This is a genomic window from Bacillus sp. FSL R7-0672, from assembly GCF_038601465.1.
Lineage (GTDB): Bacteria > Bacillota > Bacilli > Bacillales > Bacillaceae > Bacillus > Bacillus pumilus.
The window spans coordinates 2,720,178-2,734,363 of the sequence record NZ_CP152010.1 but is presented as its reverse complement, the minus strand read 5'-3'; the positions used below and the strand labels follow the sequence as shown (position 1 = coordinate 2,734,363).

Annotated in this window: 20 protein-coding genes; 12 read left to right on the top strand and 8 right to left on the bottom strand. The window is 41.7% G+C overall.

The genetic code is table 11. The features are described 5' to 3' along the window. Positions 1–55: 55 nt before the first annotated feature. A complete protein-coding gene (locus MKY18_RS13825) occupies positions 56–1,045 on the bottom strand; it encodes a zinc ABC transporter substrate-binding protein (RefSeq protein ID WP_044142135.1) in 990 nt (329 codons plus the stop codon). Between the two features lie 213 nt (positions 1,046–1,258). Between MKY18_RS13825 and MKY18_RS13820 the strand changes: the two genes are divergently transcribed. After that, the gene (locus MKY18_RS13820) at positions 1,259–1,825 is read left to right on the top strand and encodes a carbonic anhydrase (protein ID WP_044142136.1); all 567 of its coding nucleotides are present in this window, start codon (positions 1,259–1,261) and stop codon (positions 1,823–1,825) included. A gap of 1 nt (position 1,826) precedes the next feature. On the opposite strand, the gene yidD is transcribed toward MKY18_RS13820, so the two are convergent. After that, positions 1,827–2,051, bottom strand: a complete 225-nt coding sequence (gene yidD, locus MKY18_RS13815; RefSeq protein WP_003217666.1) for a membrane protein insertion efficiency factor YidD — start codon at positions 2,049–2,051, stop codon at positions 1,827–1,829. Between the two features lie 126 nt (positions 2,052–2,177). On the opposite strand from yidD, the gene MKY18_RS13810 reads away from it, so the two are divergent. Both MKY18_RS13810 and MKY18_RS13805 read left to right on the top strand, forming a co-directional pair. Continuing rightward, on the top strand, positions 2,178–2,651 hold the full coding sequence (locus MKY18_RS13810; protein ID WP_003217624.1) for an S-ribosylhomocysteine lyase: 474 nt from the start codon (positions 2,178–2,180) through the stop codon (positions 2,649–2,651). A gap of 114 nt (positions 2,652–2,765) precedes the next feature. Beyond that, positions 2,766–3,200, top strand: a complete 435-nt coding sequence (locus tag MKY18_RS13805) for a FixH family protein (RefSeq protein ID WP_065098662.1) — start codon at positions 2,766–2,768, stop codon at positions 3,198–3,200. A gap of 8 nt (positions 3,201–3,208) precedes the next feature. On the opposite strand, the gene ytzI is transcribed toward MKY18_RS13805, so the two are convergent. After that, the gene (gene ytzI, locus MKY18_RS13800) at positions 3,209–3,355 is read right to left on the bottom strand and encodes a YtzI protein (protein WP_034665318.1); all 147 of its coding nucleotides are present in this window, start codon (positions 3,353–3,355) and stop codon (positions 3,209–3,211) included. 131 nt (positions 3,356–3,486) lie between these two features. On the opposite strand from ytzI, the gene MKY18_RS13795 reads away from it, so the two are divergent. The 4 genes from MKY18_RS13795 to MKY18_RS13780 all read left to right on the top strand — a co-directional run bounded on the left by MKY18_RS13795 (position 3,487) and on the right by MKY18_RS13780 (position 5,153). Further along, a complete protein-coding gene (locus MKY18_RS13795) occupies positions 3,487–3,924 on the top strand; it encodes a Dps family protein (protein ID WP_044142138.1) in 438 nt (145 codons plus the stop codon). A 125-nt stretch (positions 3,925–4,049) separates the two neighbouring features. Next, on the top strand, positions 4,050–4,241 hold the full coding sequence (locus tag MKY18_RS13790; RefSeq protein WP_003217712.1) for a hypothetical protein: 192 nt from the start codon (positions 4,050–4,052) through the stop codon (positions 4,239–4,241). A gap of 155 nt (positions 4,242–4,396) precedes the next feature. After that, complete coding sequence (locus tag MKY18_RS13785; RefSeq protein ID WP_044142140.1) at positions 4,397–4,801, top strand: phage holin family protein; 405 nt, start codon at positions 4,397–4,399, stop codon at positions 4,799–4,801. A gap of 43 nt (positions 4,802–4,844) precedes the next feature. Then, positions 4,845–5,153 carry a hypothetical protein gene (locus MKY18_RS13780; protein WP_044142141.1) on the top strand — a complete coding sequence of 103 codons (309 nt, stop codon included), beginning with the start codon at positions 4,845–4,847 and terminating at the stop codon, positions 5,151–5,153. 29 nt (positions 5,154–5,182) lie between these two features. Here the strand turns inward: MKY18_RS13780 and MKY18_RS13775 are convergent, their stop codons facing one another. Further along, positions 5,183–5,974, bottom strand: coding sequence for an AIM24 family protein (locus tag MKY18_RS13775; protein WP_265208003.1), 792 nt, complete (start codon positions 5,972–5,974; stop codon positions 5,183–5,185). A 22-nt stretch (positions 5,975–5,996) separates the two neighbouring features. After that, complete coding sequence (locus tag MKY18_RS13770; RefSeq protein ID WP_065098661.1) at positions 5,997–6,650, bottom strand: TerD family protein; 654 nt, start codon at positions 6,648–6,650, stop codon at positions 5,997–5,999. Between the two features lie 248 nt (positions 6,651–6,898). Between MKY18_RS13770 and ytkD the strand changes: the two genes are divergently transcribed. Then, a complete protein-coding gene (ytkD, locus tag MKY18_RS13765) occupies positions 6,899–7,375 on the top strand; it encodes an RNA deprotection pyrophosphohydrolase (protein ID WP_044142144.1) in 477 nt (158 codons plus the stop codon). A gap of 31 nt (positions 7,376–7,406) precedes the next feature. Here the strand turns inward: ytkD and MKY18_RS13760 are convergent, their stop codons facing one another. From MKY18_RS13760 to MKY18_RS13750, 3 genes are read right to left on the bottom strand one after another with little or no spacing between them, the layout of a single operon-like run. Further along, complete coding sequence (locus MKY18_RS13760; protein ID WP_113768699.1) at positions 7,407–8,201, bottom strand: ABC transporter permease; 795 nt, start codon at positions 8,199–8,201, stop codon at positions 7,407–7,409. Next, entirely contained in the window at positions 8,188–8,958 is a 771-nt protein-coding gene (locus tag MKY18_RS13755; RefSeq protein ID WP_185107189.1) for an ABC transporter ATP-binding protein, read from the bottom strand. Before MKY18_RS13755 ends, MKY18_RS13760 begins: the two co-directional genes overlap by 14 nt. Positions 8,959–8,973: 15 nt before the next feature. Further along, positions 8,974–9,975: an ABC transporter substrate-binding protein gene (locus MKY18_RS13750; RefSeq protein ID WP_126741762.1), complete on the bottom strand. Its 1,002-nt coding sequence runs from the start codon at positions 9,973–9,975 to the stop codon at positions 8,974–8,976. 173 nt (positions 9,976–10,148) lie between these two features. On the opposite strand from MKY18_RS13750, the gene MKY18_RS13745 reads away from it, so the two are divergent. Genes MKY18_RS13745 through crtI form a run of 4 tightly spaced genes read left to right on the top strand, consistent with a single transcriptional unit; the run spans position 10,149 to position 14,182 of the window. Further along, positions 10,149–10,877, top strand: a complete 729-nt coding sequence (locus MKY18_RS13745) for a carotenoid biosynthesis protein (protein WP_106065804.1) — start codon at positions 10,149–10,151, stop codon at positions 10,875–10,877. Continuing rightward, entirely contained in the window at positions 10,846–11,592 is a 747-nt protein-coding gene (locus tag MKY18_RS13740; RefSeq protein ID WP_268453132.1) for a lysophospholipid acyltransferase family protein, read from the top strand. Before MKY18_RS13745 ends, MKY18_RS13740 begins: the two co-directional genes overlap by 32 nt. Next, positions 11,577–12,704, top strand: a complete 1,128-nt coding sequence (locus MKY18_RS13735; protein ID WP_126741761.1) for a glycosyltransferase — start codon at positions 11,577–11,579, stop codon at positions 12,702–12,704. Before MKY18_RS13740 ends, MKY18_RS13735 begins: the two co-directional genes overlap by 16 nt. Further along, a complete protein-coding gene (gene crtI, locus MKY18_RS13730; RefSeq protein ID WP_342497540.1) occupies positions 12,701–14,182 on the top strand; it encodes a phytoene desaturase family protein in 1,482 nt (493 codons plus the stop codon). Before MKY18_RS13735 ends, crtI begins: the two co-directional genes overlap by 4 nt. The last annotated feature ends 4 nt before the right edge of the window (positions 14,183–14,186 follow it).

The following is a 14,186-nucleotide window of genomic DNA, read 5'->3' as shown; positions in this document are numbered from 1 at the left end:
ATGGTGTGCTTTTTTACAGCAAGAAACCCCGGATAATCACCCGGGGTTTTAACAATTAATCATTTAAAGCGGTTTTTAAGGTCTTTAGATTTTGTTTCATTAAGCTGACGTAGCTTTCGCCATTTTTGGCATCATCTTCAGTAATAGATTCTAGATTTTTAAGTGTGAGGCTTTTTGCCCCAATTTCACTGCGGATCGTATCTGAGACTTTGCTGCTGACGTTGTTTTCAAAAATCACATATTGAATGTGATGCTTTTCAGCTTTTTGTACAATGCTTTCGAGCTGCTTTTGTGAAGGCTCTTCAGAAGCGGATAACCCTAATACACTGATTTGTTCAATGCCGTAGCGCTTTTCCCAATAACCGTAGGCTGCGTGGGAAACAAGGATTTCTTTATGTTTTGCTTTAGATAACGTTGTGTTGAACTCTTGATCTAGCGATTGCAAATCCTTTTTTAGTTTTTCGTAGTTTTTTGTGTATTCGTCTTTATGATCTGGATCTAATGAAACGAGTGTATCTTTAATGTTTTTCGCCATTTGCTGTGCATAAACAGGGTCTAACCATGCATGAGGATCTTTATCTCCGTGATCGTGTCCATCATGGTCATGATCTTCCCCTTCATGATCGTGATCATGGTCTTCGCCGTCTTCATGTGAATGCTCTTCTTTTGTCGATAACAACTTGATGCCTTCGGCTGCTTTGACTGTTTTCACGCCTTGGTCTTTTAACGTAGAAGCGGTTTTGTCAGCGAATGCTTCAGCGCCTGTGCCGCTGTAGATGAAGGCGTCTCCTTCAGCCATTTCAACCATCGTTTTTGAACTTGGTTCAAAGCTGTGTGCATCTGCATTGGCAGGGTACACGCTTTGCGCATGAACATGAGAACCACCAATTTTTTCAGTGAAATCTTGAATCGGGAAAATTGTGGTGTAAACGGTTAGTTTTCCGTCTGCTTTCCCTTTTGAAGCATTTGTCCCCGCACTGCTTGAGCAAGCGGCAAGACCGATCGCAAATAAAGCAGCTGTTAACATATAAAAGATTTTTTTCATGTGGAAAATGTCTCCTCTCAATCTATTAGATAGAAATGATTACGATTTAATGTCCTGAGTTATTGTATCGTAATAATTACGATTTGAAAAGAGGAAAATAAAAAATTTTCATCAGCAGATGTTTCCTTTAAAAAAAATGCGCTGCAAAACGTGACGAAATTTCTCACATTGTGCTATATTTATTTTTAAAAAAGATAAAGGAATGGACAACGTATGAAACTTTTAGAAGAAATCATCGAATATAATCAACAATTTATTGAAGAAAAGAAATACGAAGAATTTACAACAACGAAGTTTCCACAAAAAAAAGCTGTCGTTCTGTCATGTATGGATACAAGACTTGTCGAGCTGCTTCCACGTGCAATGAACATGAAAAATGGAGATATCAAGATCGTTAAAAGTGCTGGTGCTCTTGTGTCTCATCCATTTGGAAGTATTATGCGAAGCATTTTAGTGGCTGTTTATGAATTAAATGCTGACGAGGTTTATGTCATTGGGCATCATGATTGCGGTATGAGCAAAATAGACAGCCAAACACTTTTAAACAAAGCCATTGAGCGTGGTATCCCAGAAAAACGTATTGAAGTACTGGAATACTCAGGAATCGATTTTAAACAGTGGCTCAAAAGCTTTAGTTCGGTTGAAGAGAGCGTGAAGGACAGTGTGTCCGTTGTGAAAAATCACCCGCTTCTCCCATCAAATGTGCCTGTGCACGGTCTTGTCATTGATCCTGGAACTGGCAAGCTTGACGTAGTCGTCAACGGATATGAAGAAAAATAATTTATTTTTCCTTTTTCGGCGGGACAGGATCGATGCCGCCAGGATGGAGCGGATGACATTTTAAAATCCGTTTGATGGTGAGCCAGCCGCCTTTTAAAGCGCCATGCGTTTTGATCGCTTCTAGCCCATAGTTTGAGCATGTTGGGTAAAACCGGCAGCTAGGCGGTGTAAGAGGGGAAATACATTTTTGATAAAAGCGTATGATGCCGATAAAAATTTGTTTCATAAAGGTTCCTCCTTGTCTATCTTTCACAGTATAAGAAAAAAGGACAAGGAAGGAAAGTTTTATAAACTAAACTGGTCGGAGAAATATGTTATAATATAGGAAATTGCAATTATAGGAGTGGTGATTATGCCTTCAGTTGAAAGCTTTGAACTTGATCATAATGCTGTAAAAGCGCCATACGTTCGTCATTGTGGCGTTCATAAAGTGGGATCAGATGGAGAAGTCAATAAATTTGATATTCGTTTTTGTCAGCCAAACAAACAAGCAATGAAACCTGATACGATTCATACATTAGAGCATTTACTTGCGTTTAACATTAGAACACACTCAGAGAAATACGATCATTTTGATATCATTGATATTTCTCCAATGGGCTGCCAGACAGGCTACTATTTAGTGGTCAGTGGTGCACCAACTCCAAAAGAAATCGTTGAACTTCTTGATGCAACATTCAAGGATGCAGTTGAGGTAACAGAGATTCCTGCTGCAAACGAAGAGCAATGCGGTCAAGCGAAGCTTCATGACCTTGAAGGTGCAAAACGTTTGATGCGTTTCTGGCTTTCTCAAGATCAAGAAGAGCTTCTCAAAGTATTTGGTTAATCGATCATAAACCGGACATGATGATGTCCGGTTTTTTTGTATTCGATCATGAGATGTCAAAATAGGGGATATTTGTTAAAATGGACATGTCAGTAAAAGAAGGGGGAACTCGGGATGCGAAAAATGTTGGGAATGATATTGATGCTTTTGTTACTAAGTGCATGTGGGAACTCTGCAGCAAATAGTGGCAAAGGGGAGGTACCTGAGCTATTAGAAGTGAAGCTTACAGGACCTGAACAAGTGGAGAAAAATGAAAGCGTTATAGTAAAAGCAGCTGTCACATATGGTGATACGCCTATTGATGATGCAGACGATGTTCAATTTGAAGTGTGGAAAGATGGCGATAAGGATAACAGCAAGATGATTCAGCCAAAGAAAGAGAACAATGGTGTATATGAATTGCATACAGCCTTTAAAAAAGATGGCCTTTATATCATACAAGTCCATGTGACAGCTAAACAGCAGCATAATATGCCAAAGACAAATATCCATGTAGGTGATGTGAAAAAAGAGAGTTCATCTACTGAAGAAGAAACCTCACATCATTAAGTGTCATTTTATTTCGGGTTAGGACGTTGGTTTGGTTCAGCATCCTGTGGTGAATCGATTTTATGCTTATATTCATAAGCCTTCGATGTTGTCCACAACGATAAAAAGACAACGATTGAGATAATGATAAAGCTGATAATTCCAAGTAGCAGCATCTAACTCCCTCCTTATTTCCATATTAACATATATTTCATGCAGTCAAAATAGAAGAAATTCATGGCAGGTTTCAGTATAATAGGAAAAGGGTATTCTCATACTAAACGCAATTACATAAGGAGGAATAAACATGTCTGAAAAATTATTACACGTCGTCAATAAACAAGTAGCTGATTGGACTGTGCTTTACGTAAAATTACATAACTATCACTGGTACGTAAAGGGAAAAGACTTCTTTACACTCCATGAGAAATTTGAGGAACTTTATACAGAAACAGCGACATACATTGATGATTTGGCTGAGCGTATGCTCGCGTTAAATGGAAAGCCTGTTGCGACAATGAAAGAATGCTTGGAAATTTCTAGCATTCAAGAAGCTGAAGGTAATGAATCAGCGGAGCAAATGGTGAAAAATCTATATGATGATTTCTCCAATATCGCTGAGGAATTAAAGCAAGGAATGGAGCTGGCTGGAGAAGTTGGCGATGAAACAACAGGAGATATGCTGCTTGCGATTCATCAATCTATCGAGAAACACAACTGGATGCTTAAAGCATTTTTAGGATAATACGTATGTGGAAGGAATGTCGATCATGAAGAGATCGACATTCCTTTTTTGTTGGAATCGGGACAGACAGCCCATTGAAATCATAGGGCTTTCAGCCGAAGAGAAAAGAGAAGGGAGGGGAGAAGATGTCTTCTATTGCAGGAATGATGAGTCAGCAAGTCGCGAGCATTCAAAAAACACTTAATATTAGTTTGTTGAATTCACAGCTTGCTACGAATACAGCACAAGCCATGGTCATGCTGGATCAAGTTCAGCAGCAGCCTCAAGCTGTTCAACCAAAGGATTCAGACGCTCGCTTTATTGATGTGAGAGTCTAAAGATGGAAGCCGCCGCACAAGGCGGCTTTTTTTCTTGTCATCACTCTGTCTGATTTAAAAGGCAACGCCTTATTTTTTGTCGTCCAAGCTATTGCGAAGATCTAGCATATAATATTGAGGTAAGGAGTTCCACTCTGAAAGGATGTTGATGCCAAGTGAGCAAGGATTTAGGCATCTTTTCGTTGTTTACAGTCAGTTTGTCAGCGATGGGCTTTCTGTTTGGTGGAGCAGGAAATTTACTGATGATATTAGTAACACTCATGGCCATTGAATTAATTTGTTCAAGCCTAAGAGAATCTTTGACAGGGCAGCTCACAATGAAACGTTTTTCTACACGGCTTGTTCGAAAGATTGTGACGGTCTCCTTAATATCCATGGCGCATTTCTTCGATGTCATGCTGAAGACAAATGGGATGATTAAGGATTTAGCGATCATCTTCTATATTATTTATGAATCTTACCAAATCGTCTCGACAGCCAATGCCCTCGGAATTCCCATTCCACAGTTGTTTATTGATGTGTTGGACATGTTAAAAAATAAATTGCGCAAAAAGCCGTAATTTCTTCATATCTGGTCATACTAAAGGAAAAAGGATGAATCAGATGACGAGACACACATATTATGTATCCGTACAGGATGGGTCGATATCGCAGCATAGAGATGCGGCGGCTTGGCAATTTCAAATAGAAGCAGACGATGATCAAATTTTGCAGCTGAGAGACTATTTCGATGAACAGTATATGACAGATTGGAAAGGCTTCTTTCGAGCGCATGTTCCGTATCTTGAATATCATTATGACAGTCCGAATGATGAAATGGATCGAAAAAGAAAAGAGATATACTCAATGATTTTCGAGCTCGGGAATGAAGAGACAAAGAGCTTTATTGAAACAAATGGATTAATGAATTGAAAAAGCATGTAGAGATTTTCTACATGCTTTTATTTTCGCGGTTGTAAGATGCCTCCGATCAGGTCACTAAGCCCGCCTCTATTCTCTTGCTGAGATGTCTGTGAATTAGTGAATTCATGAGAGGAGTTCTGGCTCTGAGGCTTATAACGGTTATCATCTAAACCAACCCGTAAGCCGGATGTACGCTCAGATGGCTGGATAATGACAATTTGGTCTTGTTCTTGGAACTCAAATAAGTAGGATTCACCAGATGTTTGTCCGATGAGGGTCTTCCAGTTCACATCTAATTTGACCTTCGGTGCTTTACCTGTCCAAGCAACGATGGCGTCAGGGTCTACACGGCAAGGGGCTTTTAAAATGAGCGGGTTTCCATTTGTTTTAATGGCGACCTGCGCCCCGTGGCCTTGATAGGAGAGCTTTGATGTAAACAGTCCTTTCTGTGATAAAATCCCTACGCCTACTGGTGTCACGCCGTAATGACATTCCTCAGTAAAGGCAAGTAAATCCTCACTTTCTACACTTACATGCTGCCAAGGACCGCTCGGCTCAAGATTAATCACTGTCACGTGCTCGCTGGAATCAGCCAAATAACAAGTACCTTGTCCACTTACTTCCATCACCTCAAGGTTTTCACCTGTCAATTTTCTGCTGATATGGTTAAATACTTGACTGACTATATTTCCTTTGTTCGTACCGAGTAGTCGTTTGCGGTATTGAAACGTACCTTGATCGGCAATCATTGCGCCTTTTTTCGCAAAAAAGATTCCGCTGCCTTCTGCTTGTAAAGTGAGTTCTTCTATCGTGTTGAAATGAAATCCCATTGGTGCCGGCTCCTTTCCTGCGTCAAGATGTGAATCCGTAGATGCGGCATAAGTCATTTAAATCTAGCGTAGTTCCTTGTCCGGTTGCGATGATTTTCCATTCTTCTTCATCTCTTGTGAGTTGAGCGCAAATGATGGAGGTACAATACGAATAATCTTCTGTTAATTGAAAGGTACAAATCTCTTGTTGTGAGATTTGATCAGTCAGATGCACGTAAGCGTTCTCCACTTGTCCAAAATGATGCTTGCGCTCGTGTGCATCATGTATCGTGGCTGTTACAACGATTTTATGAATATTAGGAGAGACTCTGCTTAATTGCATAATGATCATTTCATTGTCTCGATACCCGCCGCCAAATTGATGATCACCAAGATGGCGAACAGCCCCGTCTAAGCTTTGCTGCTGATGATAATAGATCAGATGGCTTGGAGACAACAGTTTGTCCTCTTCATTTAAGAGAAACACTTGCGTATCTAAATCAATTGGCTGGCCAGCCAAATCCCAGCCAAGCCCGATTTGAATTTGGTCGATATTTGGATTGTCTTTAGTTAAATCTAGCTTTTGCCCTTTGATGAGGTGTTTCTTGATCACCTCATGAGGGGCGTCTTCTTTTTCAATTTTACTGGGCGTAAGCGATTGATCTTTTTCTTGTTTTGACCCATTTGTTATCCTCATGCTGTTTTCCTCCTCGTCGTAATAGGACAAACACTAATTGATTTACGTCATTAAGGGATAAAAGGTTTCATGATTAAAATGGGGTGAAGTTGGGGATGATAAAAAGGTTTTAGCAACGATACCTCATTTTAAATACAGACGAAATGAAACCACTCGTTTGTTTCACTTTTGATAAAAATTCTTCAGAGAAATGTGATCTGTGGTATGATGTTTTACAAGAAGCAAGGACAGGATATGAGGGATTTTACATGCATGTATTTAAAGACTATTATCATAATACGGTCAAGCTCTCCTTTGAAGAGAAGCCTTTTTCAAGTCATCCAAAGCATGTTTGGGCCATCTGCCGTTACCAGGGGAAATGGCTGCTCACTGAACATGAGGATCGGGGCTATGAGTTTCCAGGAGGGAAAGTTGAGCCAAATGAAGAAGCAGACCAAGCCGCTATACGTGAGATTCAAGAAGAGACGGGTGCTGTTGTTCGTGAATTAACGTATATTGGCCAATATCAGGTGCTAGGCAGAGAAAAGATCATCGTAAAAAATATTTATTTCGCTGATATTGAAAGGCTAGTGAAGCAAGACACGTATTTTGAAACGAAAGGTCCTGTTCTTTTCGCAGACTTGCCAAGATCTATCGCAAAGAATAAGAATTTCAGTTTTATTATGAAAGATGATGTGTTAAGACAAAGTCTTGCTTATTTAGAAAAGAACGGTTTGATTCGTTAAAAAAAGCGCAGGGAGACCATCCCTGTGCTTTTTATTTTTGGAGAAAACGGCGTTCGAGCCATTCCACAAACTGGTACATGATGGTAGCAAACACAGCAATAATGAAAAGACTTAAGAACACGAGTGTAAAGTTGAAGACTTGAAAGCCGTATATGATCATGTAGCCAAGCCCTTTTGAGGATACAAGAAATTCCCCTACAATGACCCCAACCCAAGAAAGACCAACATTCACTTTGATGGCAGAAATCATCGTTGGAATACTAGCTGGCAAAATAACCTCACGAAAGACGACGCTTTTTTTCGCGCCAAAGGTTTTCATCACCTTTAAATAATTCTCATCGATCTCTTGAAAGGCAGTGTAAATGACGATCGTCGTAATGATCACACTAATGATCGCACCCATGGCGACGATGCTAATCATACCAGGTCCAAGGGCAACAATTAAAATGGGGGCGAGGGCAACTTTTGGCATGGCATTTAAAATAACTAAATAAGGATCAAGAACGTTTGCGAATCGGGTAGACCACCATAAGGCGGCAGCGAGCAAAATGCCGCAAAAGGTACCAAGTAGAAAACCGAGCACCGTTTCAAATAATGTAATACTCATATGATTCATTAGAGAACCATCTTGAATTTTTTGCACAAACAATTGGCAGACCGCAGATGGTGAACTGAAAATAAGCGGATCAATGAACCTGAAATGACTGGCAAGCTCCCAAAGCGAAAAGAAGCTGGCGAATATGATGAGCTGATAGATACGTGTGATCCGTTTTTCCATTCGGTATTTTTTGCGATAGGCTTCATGTAAAAGGTCACTGTGTTTCAACTGTTTTCAGCTCCTTCCAAATCGTTTGAAAGAGCTCTTGGAAATGCAGAGTCTGTCTCGCTTCAAAAGGAGAGAGAGCCCTTATGTCGTCTGGAACGGTAAAGATTCGCTGGATAGAGCCTGGATGTTTTGAGAATAAGAAAATGCGGTCACTCATCGCAATGGCTTCGCCAATGTCATGTGTCACAAGGACTGCTGTTTTTTGATAGTCTTTTAATGTGTGAAAGACGAGATCTTCTAATGTGAGTTTGGTTTGGTAGTCTAGCGCTGAAAATGGCTCATCTAGTAAAAGCAGACCGGGATCAACTGCAAGCGTTCGGGCGAGAGCCGCACGCTGCCTCATTCCGCCAGACAGCTCCTTCGGATATTTTTCCTCGACTTCAGGCAGTCCAAGCTTTGGCAGTAAATCAAGGGCAGCTGAGGTGGCCTCATGCGAATCTTGTTTCGCAATTTTCAACCCGAGAATGACATTTTCCTTGATGGTCTTCCAAGGAAACAAATAATCTTGCTGGAGCATATAGCCGATTTGATGCTCCTGTTGATTTGGTTCTTTTCCTTCGATTAAAATTCGACCTTCAGAGGGCGGCGTAATTCCTGCGATGATAGACAGCAAGGTGGTTTTTCCGCAGCCGCTGGGACCAATAAATGAGATGAATTCACCTTGGTCTATCTCCATATTGATGTGCTGTATAGCTGTTGTTTTTTCTTTTAAAGAGAAGTACGTATGGGTCACATGGTCAATTTGAAGGAAAGACATGTGCTACCTCCTATTCTATTTGTGATCTGTGACCTTCTTTGCAATGGATGAATCGACAAGTTGTTTGTACGGGATAAATTCCGGCAATTCACCGCTCTCCTTCATGATTTCCTGCAATTTGTTCCATTCTTCTTCATTTAGAAGGGGATCTGTTGCATAGGAATCTTGCTGTTTGTAGCGTTTGATGGCAGTTGATAAGACTTCAAGATCTGTATCAGGAAAATGAGACTGAATGGCCTTTGCGATCTCCTCAGGCTGCTTGGCTTCTACCCATTTCTGCGCTTTGTAAATGGCTCGGATGAAGGCTTCAGCGGTCTCTTTGTTTTCCTCTAAGTAACTCTTCTTTGCCATGAAGGTGGTATATGGCACCTTGCCAGAAGCTTCTCCAAAGGAGGCGGTAATGTACCCTTTCCCTTCTTTTTCGAGTAAGGAAGCGGTCGGTTCGAATAACTGTACAAAATCGCCAGTTCCAGAGGAGAACGCACCTGAAATGTTGGCAAAATCAATATTTTGAATCATACGAAGATCCTTTTTTACATCAATGCCTTCTTTTTTCAAGACATATTCACCAACCATTTGCGGCATGCCGCCTTTCCGCTGTCCTAAGAAGTCTTTTCCTTTTAATTGATCCCAAGAGAATTGGTTTACTTTCTCCCTTGAAACAAGAAATGTGCCGTCTGTTTGTGTCAGCTGTGCAAAGTTTATGACAGAATCCTTTGTGTCTTGAGCCTCTACATAGATAGAGGATTCAGACCCAGTCAGGGCGATATCAGCACCGCCTGATAAGAGAGCTGTCATCGTTTTATCGCCGCCCCAAGTGGTTTTTAGTTCAACCTCCAGGCCTTCTTCTTTGAAGAAATCCTCTGATAAGGCGACATATAGCGGAGCATAAAAGACCGAATGGGTCACCTCGGCTACTTGTACGGTCTGCTCTTGTTCTTTTTTACAGGCGACAAATGGAATAAAGAGCAGGACGACGACGATGAATGCCAGTCTGACTTTGATGGAACGATTCAAGAGTAATTCGCCTCCTTTGTTCTAGATCACTATTAAAGTATGTGAAAAGGGATTTTTGGTGAGTGCCTAGACGAAAATAAGAAGCGCATTGTTTATTTATAGAACGCGTCTTTTTTTCTATACTAGAGGCATGAAGGCTTTCTTGAATTTGGCAGAAATAAAGGAGCGGTTTCGTGTATAGATTGAGTTGGGTATTTATTGGATGGTATTTAGTAGGTCTGATCTTAATGGTCTTTTTTGAAGTGCCAGCATGGCTTCAGTTTGCAAACGGAATCTTTCTTGTGCTGTATGCTTGCTGCGTCATCGAGATTGGGCGACAGATATATGGGTCATGGGGGTTTGTCATCAAAAGGGCAGTCATTGTCGGGGTGCTTACATTTACGGTGGAGTGGGTAGGGATCACAACGGGGTTCCCATTTGGGGCCTATGACTATTATCCGACGCTAGGTTTTCTAGTGGCGGGGGTACCGTTAACCATTGCATTTGCTTGGGTTGGCGTGTTTTTAAACAGCCTTTTTTTATCCAGTCAGCAGTCAAAGTGGAGACGAGCCGTCGAAACAGGGATATGGATTGTGTTGCTTGACCTCATATTAGATCCAGTAGCAGCTGAGCGGAAGTTTTGGGTGTGGTATGACGGCGGTGGGTTTTATGGTATTCCTTTTGAGAATTTTGTGAGCTGGGGTATGATTGGAGCAGGACTTTCATTTCTTTTCCCGCTTGTCTCAATTGATCAAAAGGTACTCAGCTGGACGAGTCGTATTTATCAGGCGATGGTGTTCTTTTTTGGTCTTTTGGCATTAAAGGGCGGACTCGATGTCATTTTTTATTTAGCACTGATCATTGTCATTTTGTGTGAAGGAAGGGTTCGATTTGAAAGAAAGCGACAAAAGCCGATCGTTTAGACGTCTATTTTCACTTTATCTAGAGCGATATTTACTCCATAAGCATTTCCGCTGTGTCATGATGAAAGGTTCGGTGGACCCGAAGGAAAACCTGCCAGTTCTTTATCTCGCCAATCATAGCTCATGGTGGGATGGACTGATCATTTTTCTTTTAACAGAAAAGGCGTCTGAACTTGATCACTACATGATGATGGAAGAGAAGCAGCTGAAGCAATATGCTTTTTTCCGAAAGCTTGGAGCGTTTCCAGTTCATAAAGAGAATCTGAAAAGTGTGAAGCAAGCATTAATGACTGCAAGAGAGAACATGCAGGATGGCGGAGCGGTATGGCTTTTTCCACAGGGGAAAATTATGCATCAGGACGTGAGACCGCTTGAACTGGAAGGCGGGGCTTCTTTTTTAGTGAGGCAATTTGAACAAGTCGTGGTGAAGCCTGTAACCTTGCAGTATACATTTAATCAATATCAAAAGCCGATAGTTTCTGTTGTGTTCGGTGATGATGCCATCGTATCTGGAAGCTCCCTGCGAAGCAAGGACATGACGCGTATACTTGGCGATCTGCTTGAAACGCAGTTAAACAGACATCAATCACAGATCATTGCGGATCCTGATTTTTCAATTAACGAAGAATTTAAACAGGTCACAAGGACAAGTCAGTCAACAAGTGATGCGTTTGATTCTTTTAAAAAGTGGGTGAGAACATGGCGCTCTTCTTAACTGTAATCAGTGTGCTGTTGCTTTGTCAGTTTCTATTCACCATATGGAATATGAAGCAGTTCCCTGTGTTAAAGCCCGCTTCCTTTTCGCCAGATGAACCTATTTCGTTATCGATCTTGATTCCGGCTAGAAATGAGGAGAAACGGATAGAAGCCTGTCTTCAGTCGATCGTTGATCAACGTCTTTATCCGAAAGAGGTAATTGTACTTGATGATCATTCGGCCGATCAGACAAGAGCGATTGTGGAGCGCTTCTCACAAACATATCCATGGATTCGTGTGCAGTCAGGCCGGCCATTAAAGCCAGGCTGGCTAGGAAAATCATACGCCTGTTCTCAGCTCGCTGAGGTGGCGGCTTCTGATTGGCTGTTATTTTTAGATGCGGATGTCCGGTTGAAACGGGGAGCAATTGAAGCTGTGTATGAGCAGTTATGCGCGCAAAAAATGGGCATGCTGTCAGGTTTCCCAGAGCAAAAAACAGGAACATTCTTTGAGCATCTTGTCGTTCCCATGATGATGTTTACGATTGGCTGTCATCTGCCTGTGAAGTGGGTCAGAAAATCAAAGAATTCGGCTTTTGCCGCCGCACATGGGGGCTTTATTGCCATTGAAAAGAGTTGCTATCACAATATCGGCGGGCATGAAGCGATTAAGGATTCGCTAGTGGATGATATGGCATTGGCTAGACGGGTGAAGGAACAAGGCTTTCCGTTCACACTTGCAAGCATTCATCCGTTTGTGTATATGAGAATGTATGAGAGTGGACAAGAGGTATGGGAAGGTTACAGGAAAAATTTGTTTCCAGGTGTCAATCGAAGCATTGCTTTGTTAAGCAGTGTCTTTTGTTTATACACCCTGCTTTATTTGGCTCCAATCATTTGCTTGATGGTGGCTTTGCTAAAGCTGGATGTGCTTAGTATATGCTTAGCCATTCTTTGCTACGGACTAGGTGTGTCGATCAAAGCGGCAATTGATATTGAGAACGGAAGAACATCTGCAATGGCCTTTTTATTACCGCTCAGTATTTTGAGTCTGATCGCCATTGGCTTTGCTTCTATGAAAATCGGGCTGAAAAAAGAAGGGTATGAATGGAAAGGGAGAAGGTACGAATGAAAAAAGTGATCATCATCGGCGGCGGGCTTGGTGGATTATCAGCAGCGATCCGCTTACAGTCACGCGGGGTTCAGGTCACCATATTAGAAAAAGAAGCAGCTTTAGGCGGGAAATTGCAGCGCCATCAAGGGGCTGGCTATTCTTTTGATCTAGGACCGAGTACCATTACAATGAAGTCATACTTTGAGGAAGTATTTGCTTCCTGTCATAGACGGATGGAAGATTACGTCACATTTTATCCGATTTCTCCTCTGACCAAAAATGTTTTTTCAGATGGACATACGGTCGAATTTACGCCGAATATTGAGCAGATGGAATCACAAATTGCAGCATTCAGTCCTGAAGATGCGAAGCAATACCGTGCATTTTTACAGGAATCAAAGATGCTTTTTCAACAGGCTGAGGATCAGTTTTTAAATCGTTTGTTATTGACGTGGAAGGATAAGGCGGATGTAAAGCTCGTGAAAGCACTTCTCTCTGTCAAACCGTTTACAACCGTTCAACGTTTGCTGCGTCAATATTTCCATCATCCGCATACATTGGCGATGTTTGGACGGTATGCTACATACATCGGCTCTTCTCCCTATGAGGCTCCGGCTATTTTTAATATGATGGCGTATTTAGAAGGGGAGAAAGGGATATATGCAATAAAGGGCGGTACATATCGTTTAGTTGAAGCATTTGAGACTTTGGCAAAGGAATTAGGCGTACAGATTCACCTGAATGAACAAGTCAACAAGATTCATGTGAAGGACCGGCGAATCAAAGGAGTAGAAACGGCTCACCAGATGTATGAAGCAGATCAAGTCATTGCCGGAGCGGACGCGCTGACTGTCTACCGCCATCTGATTGATGAGAAAGACCGTCCGAGCTTTTTAAATCAAAAGTTTGCTGCCATTGAACCGTCACTATCTGGCTTTGTTCTCTTATTAGGTGTACCTAAAGTCTATGAACAGCTGTCCCATCACAATGTGTTTTTCCCAGAGAATTATGAGCAAGAATTCAAGGATATTTTTCAGAAAAAACAACTGCCTCAGGATCCAACGCTTTACATATGTTATTCAGGTCATTCAGAACCAGCTTTAAGCGGAGGACCGGGAAGAAGCAACTTGTTTGTACTGGCGAATGCGCCTTATGTGACAAAAGAGCAAGATTGGGACATGCTAAAGGAGACATACCCGCAGCTTATGAAAACAAAATTAAAGGAAAAGGGTCTCTTTGATCTGGATAATGTGGCCGAATATGAAGCGGTTCAAACTCCGCTTGATCTGCAGCAGAAAACGGGCGCATATTATGGAGCCATTTATGGTATGTCTTCCAACTCGTTCAAGCAGGCGTTCTTCCGCATCAATAATCAGTCAAAGGACATTGAAGGACTTTGGTTTGTTGGAGGAACGAGTCATCCAGGCGGCGGCACGCCGATGGTGACTAAATCAGGCCAGCTTGTGGCAGAAGCGATCATCAAGCATTTGACGTAAGAAC

What these genes read in the sequence shown, in the direction of transcription:
- MKY18_RS13825 (WP_044142135.1), bottom strand. Translation starts at nt 1,045, where the DNA reads ATGAAAAAAATCTTTTATATGTTAACAGCTGCTTTATTTGCGATCGGT.
- MKY18_RS13820 (WP_044142136.1), top strand. Translation starts at nt 1,259, where the DNA reads ATGAAACTTTTAGAAGAAATCATCGAATATAATCAACAATTTATTGAA.
- yidD (WP_003217666.1), bottom strand. Translation starts at nt 2,051, where the DNA reads ATGAAACAAATTTTTATCGGCATCATACGCTTTTATCAAAAATGTATT.
- MKY18_RS13810 (WP_003217624.1), top strand. Translation starts at nt 2,178, where the DNA reads ATGCCTTCAGTTGAAAGCTTTGAACTTGATCATAATGCTGTAAAAGCG.
- MKY18_RS13805 (WP_065098662.1), top strand. Translation starts at nt 2,766, where the DNA reads ATGCGAAAAATGTTGGGAATGATATTGATGCTTTTGTTACTAAGTGCA.
- ytzI (WP_034665318.1), bottom strand. Translation starts at nt 3,355, where the DNA reads ATGCTGCTACTTGGAATTATCAGCTTTATCATTATCTCAATCGTTGTC.
- MKY18_RS13795 (WP_044142138.1), top strand. Translation starts at nt 3,487, where the DNA reads ATGTCTGAAAAATTATTACACGTCGTCAATAAACAAGTAGCTGATTGG.
- MKY18_RS13790 (WP_003217712.1), top strand. Translation starts at nt 4,050, where the DNA reads ATGTCTTCTATTGCAGGAATGATGAGTCAGCAAGTCGCGAGCATTCAA.
- MKY18_RS13780 (WP_044142141.1), top strand. Translation starts at nt 4,845, where the DNA reads ATGACGAGACACACATATTATGTATCCGTACAGGATGGGTCGATATCG.
- MKY18_RS13775 (WP_265208003.1), bottom strand. Translation starts at nt 5,974, where the DNA reads ATGGGATTTCATTTCAACACGATAGAAGAACTCACTTTACAAGCAGAA.
- MKY18_RS13770 (WP_065098661.1), bottom strand. Translation starts at nt 6,650, where the DNA reads ATGAGGATAACAAATGGGTCAAAACAAGAAAAAGATCAATCGCTTACG.
- ytkD (WP_044142144.1), top strand. Translation starts at nt 6,899, where the DNA reads ATGCATGTATTTAAAGACTATTATCATAATACGGTCAAGCTCTCCTTT.
- MKY18_RS13755 (WP_185107189.1), bottom strand. Translation starts at nt 8,958, where the DNA reads ATGTCTTTCCTTCAAATTGACCATGTGACCCATACGTACTTCTCTTTA.
- MKY18_RS13735 (WP_126741761.1), top strand. Translation starts at nt 11,577, where the DNA reads ATGGCGCTCTTCTTAACTGTAATCAGTGTGCTGTTGCTTTGTCAGTTT.
- crtI (WP_342497540.1), top strand. Translation starts at nt 12,701, where the DNA reads ATGAAAAAAGTGATCATCATCGGCGGCGGGCTTGGTGGATTATCAGCA.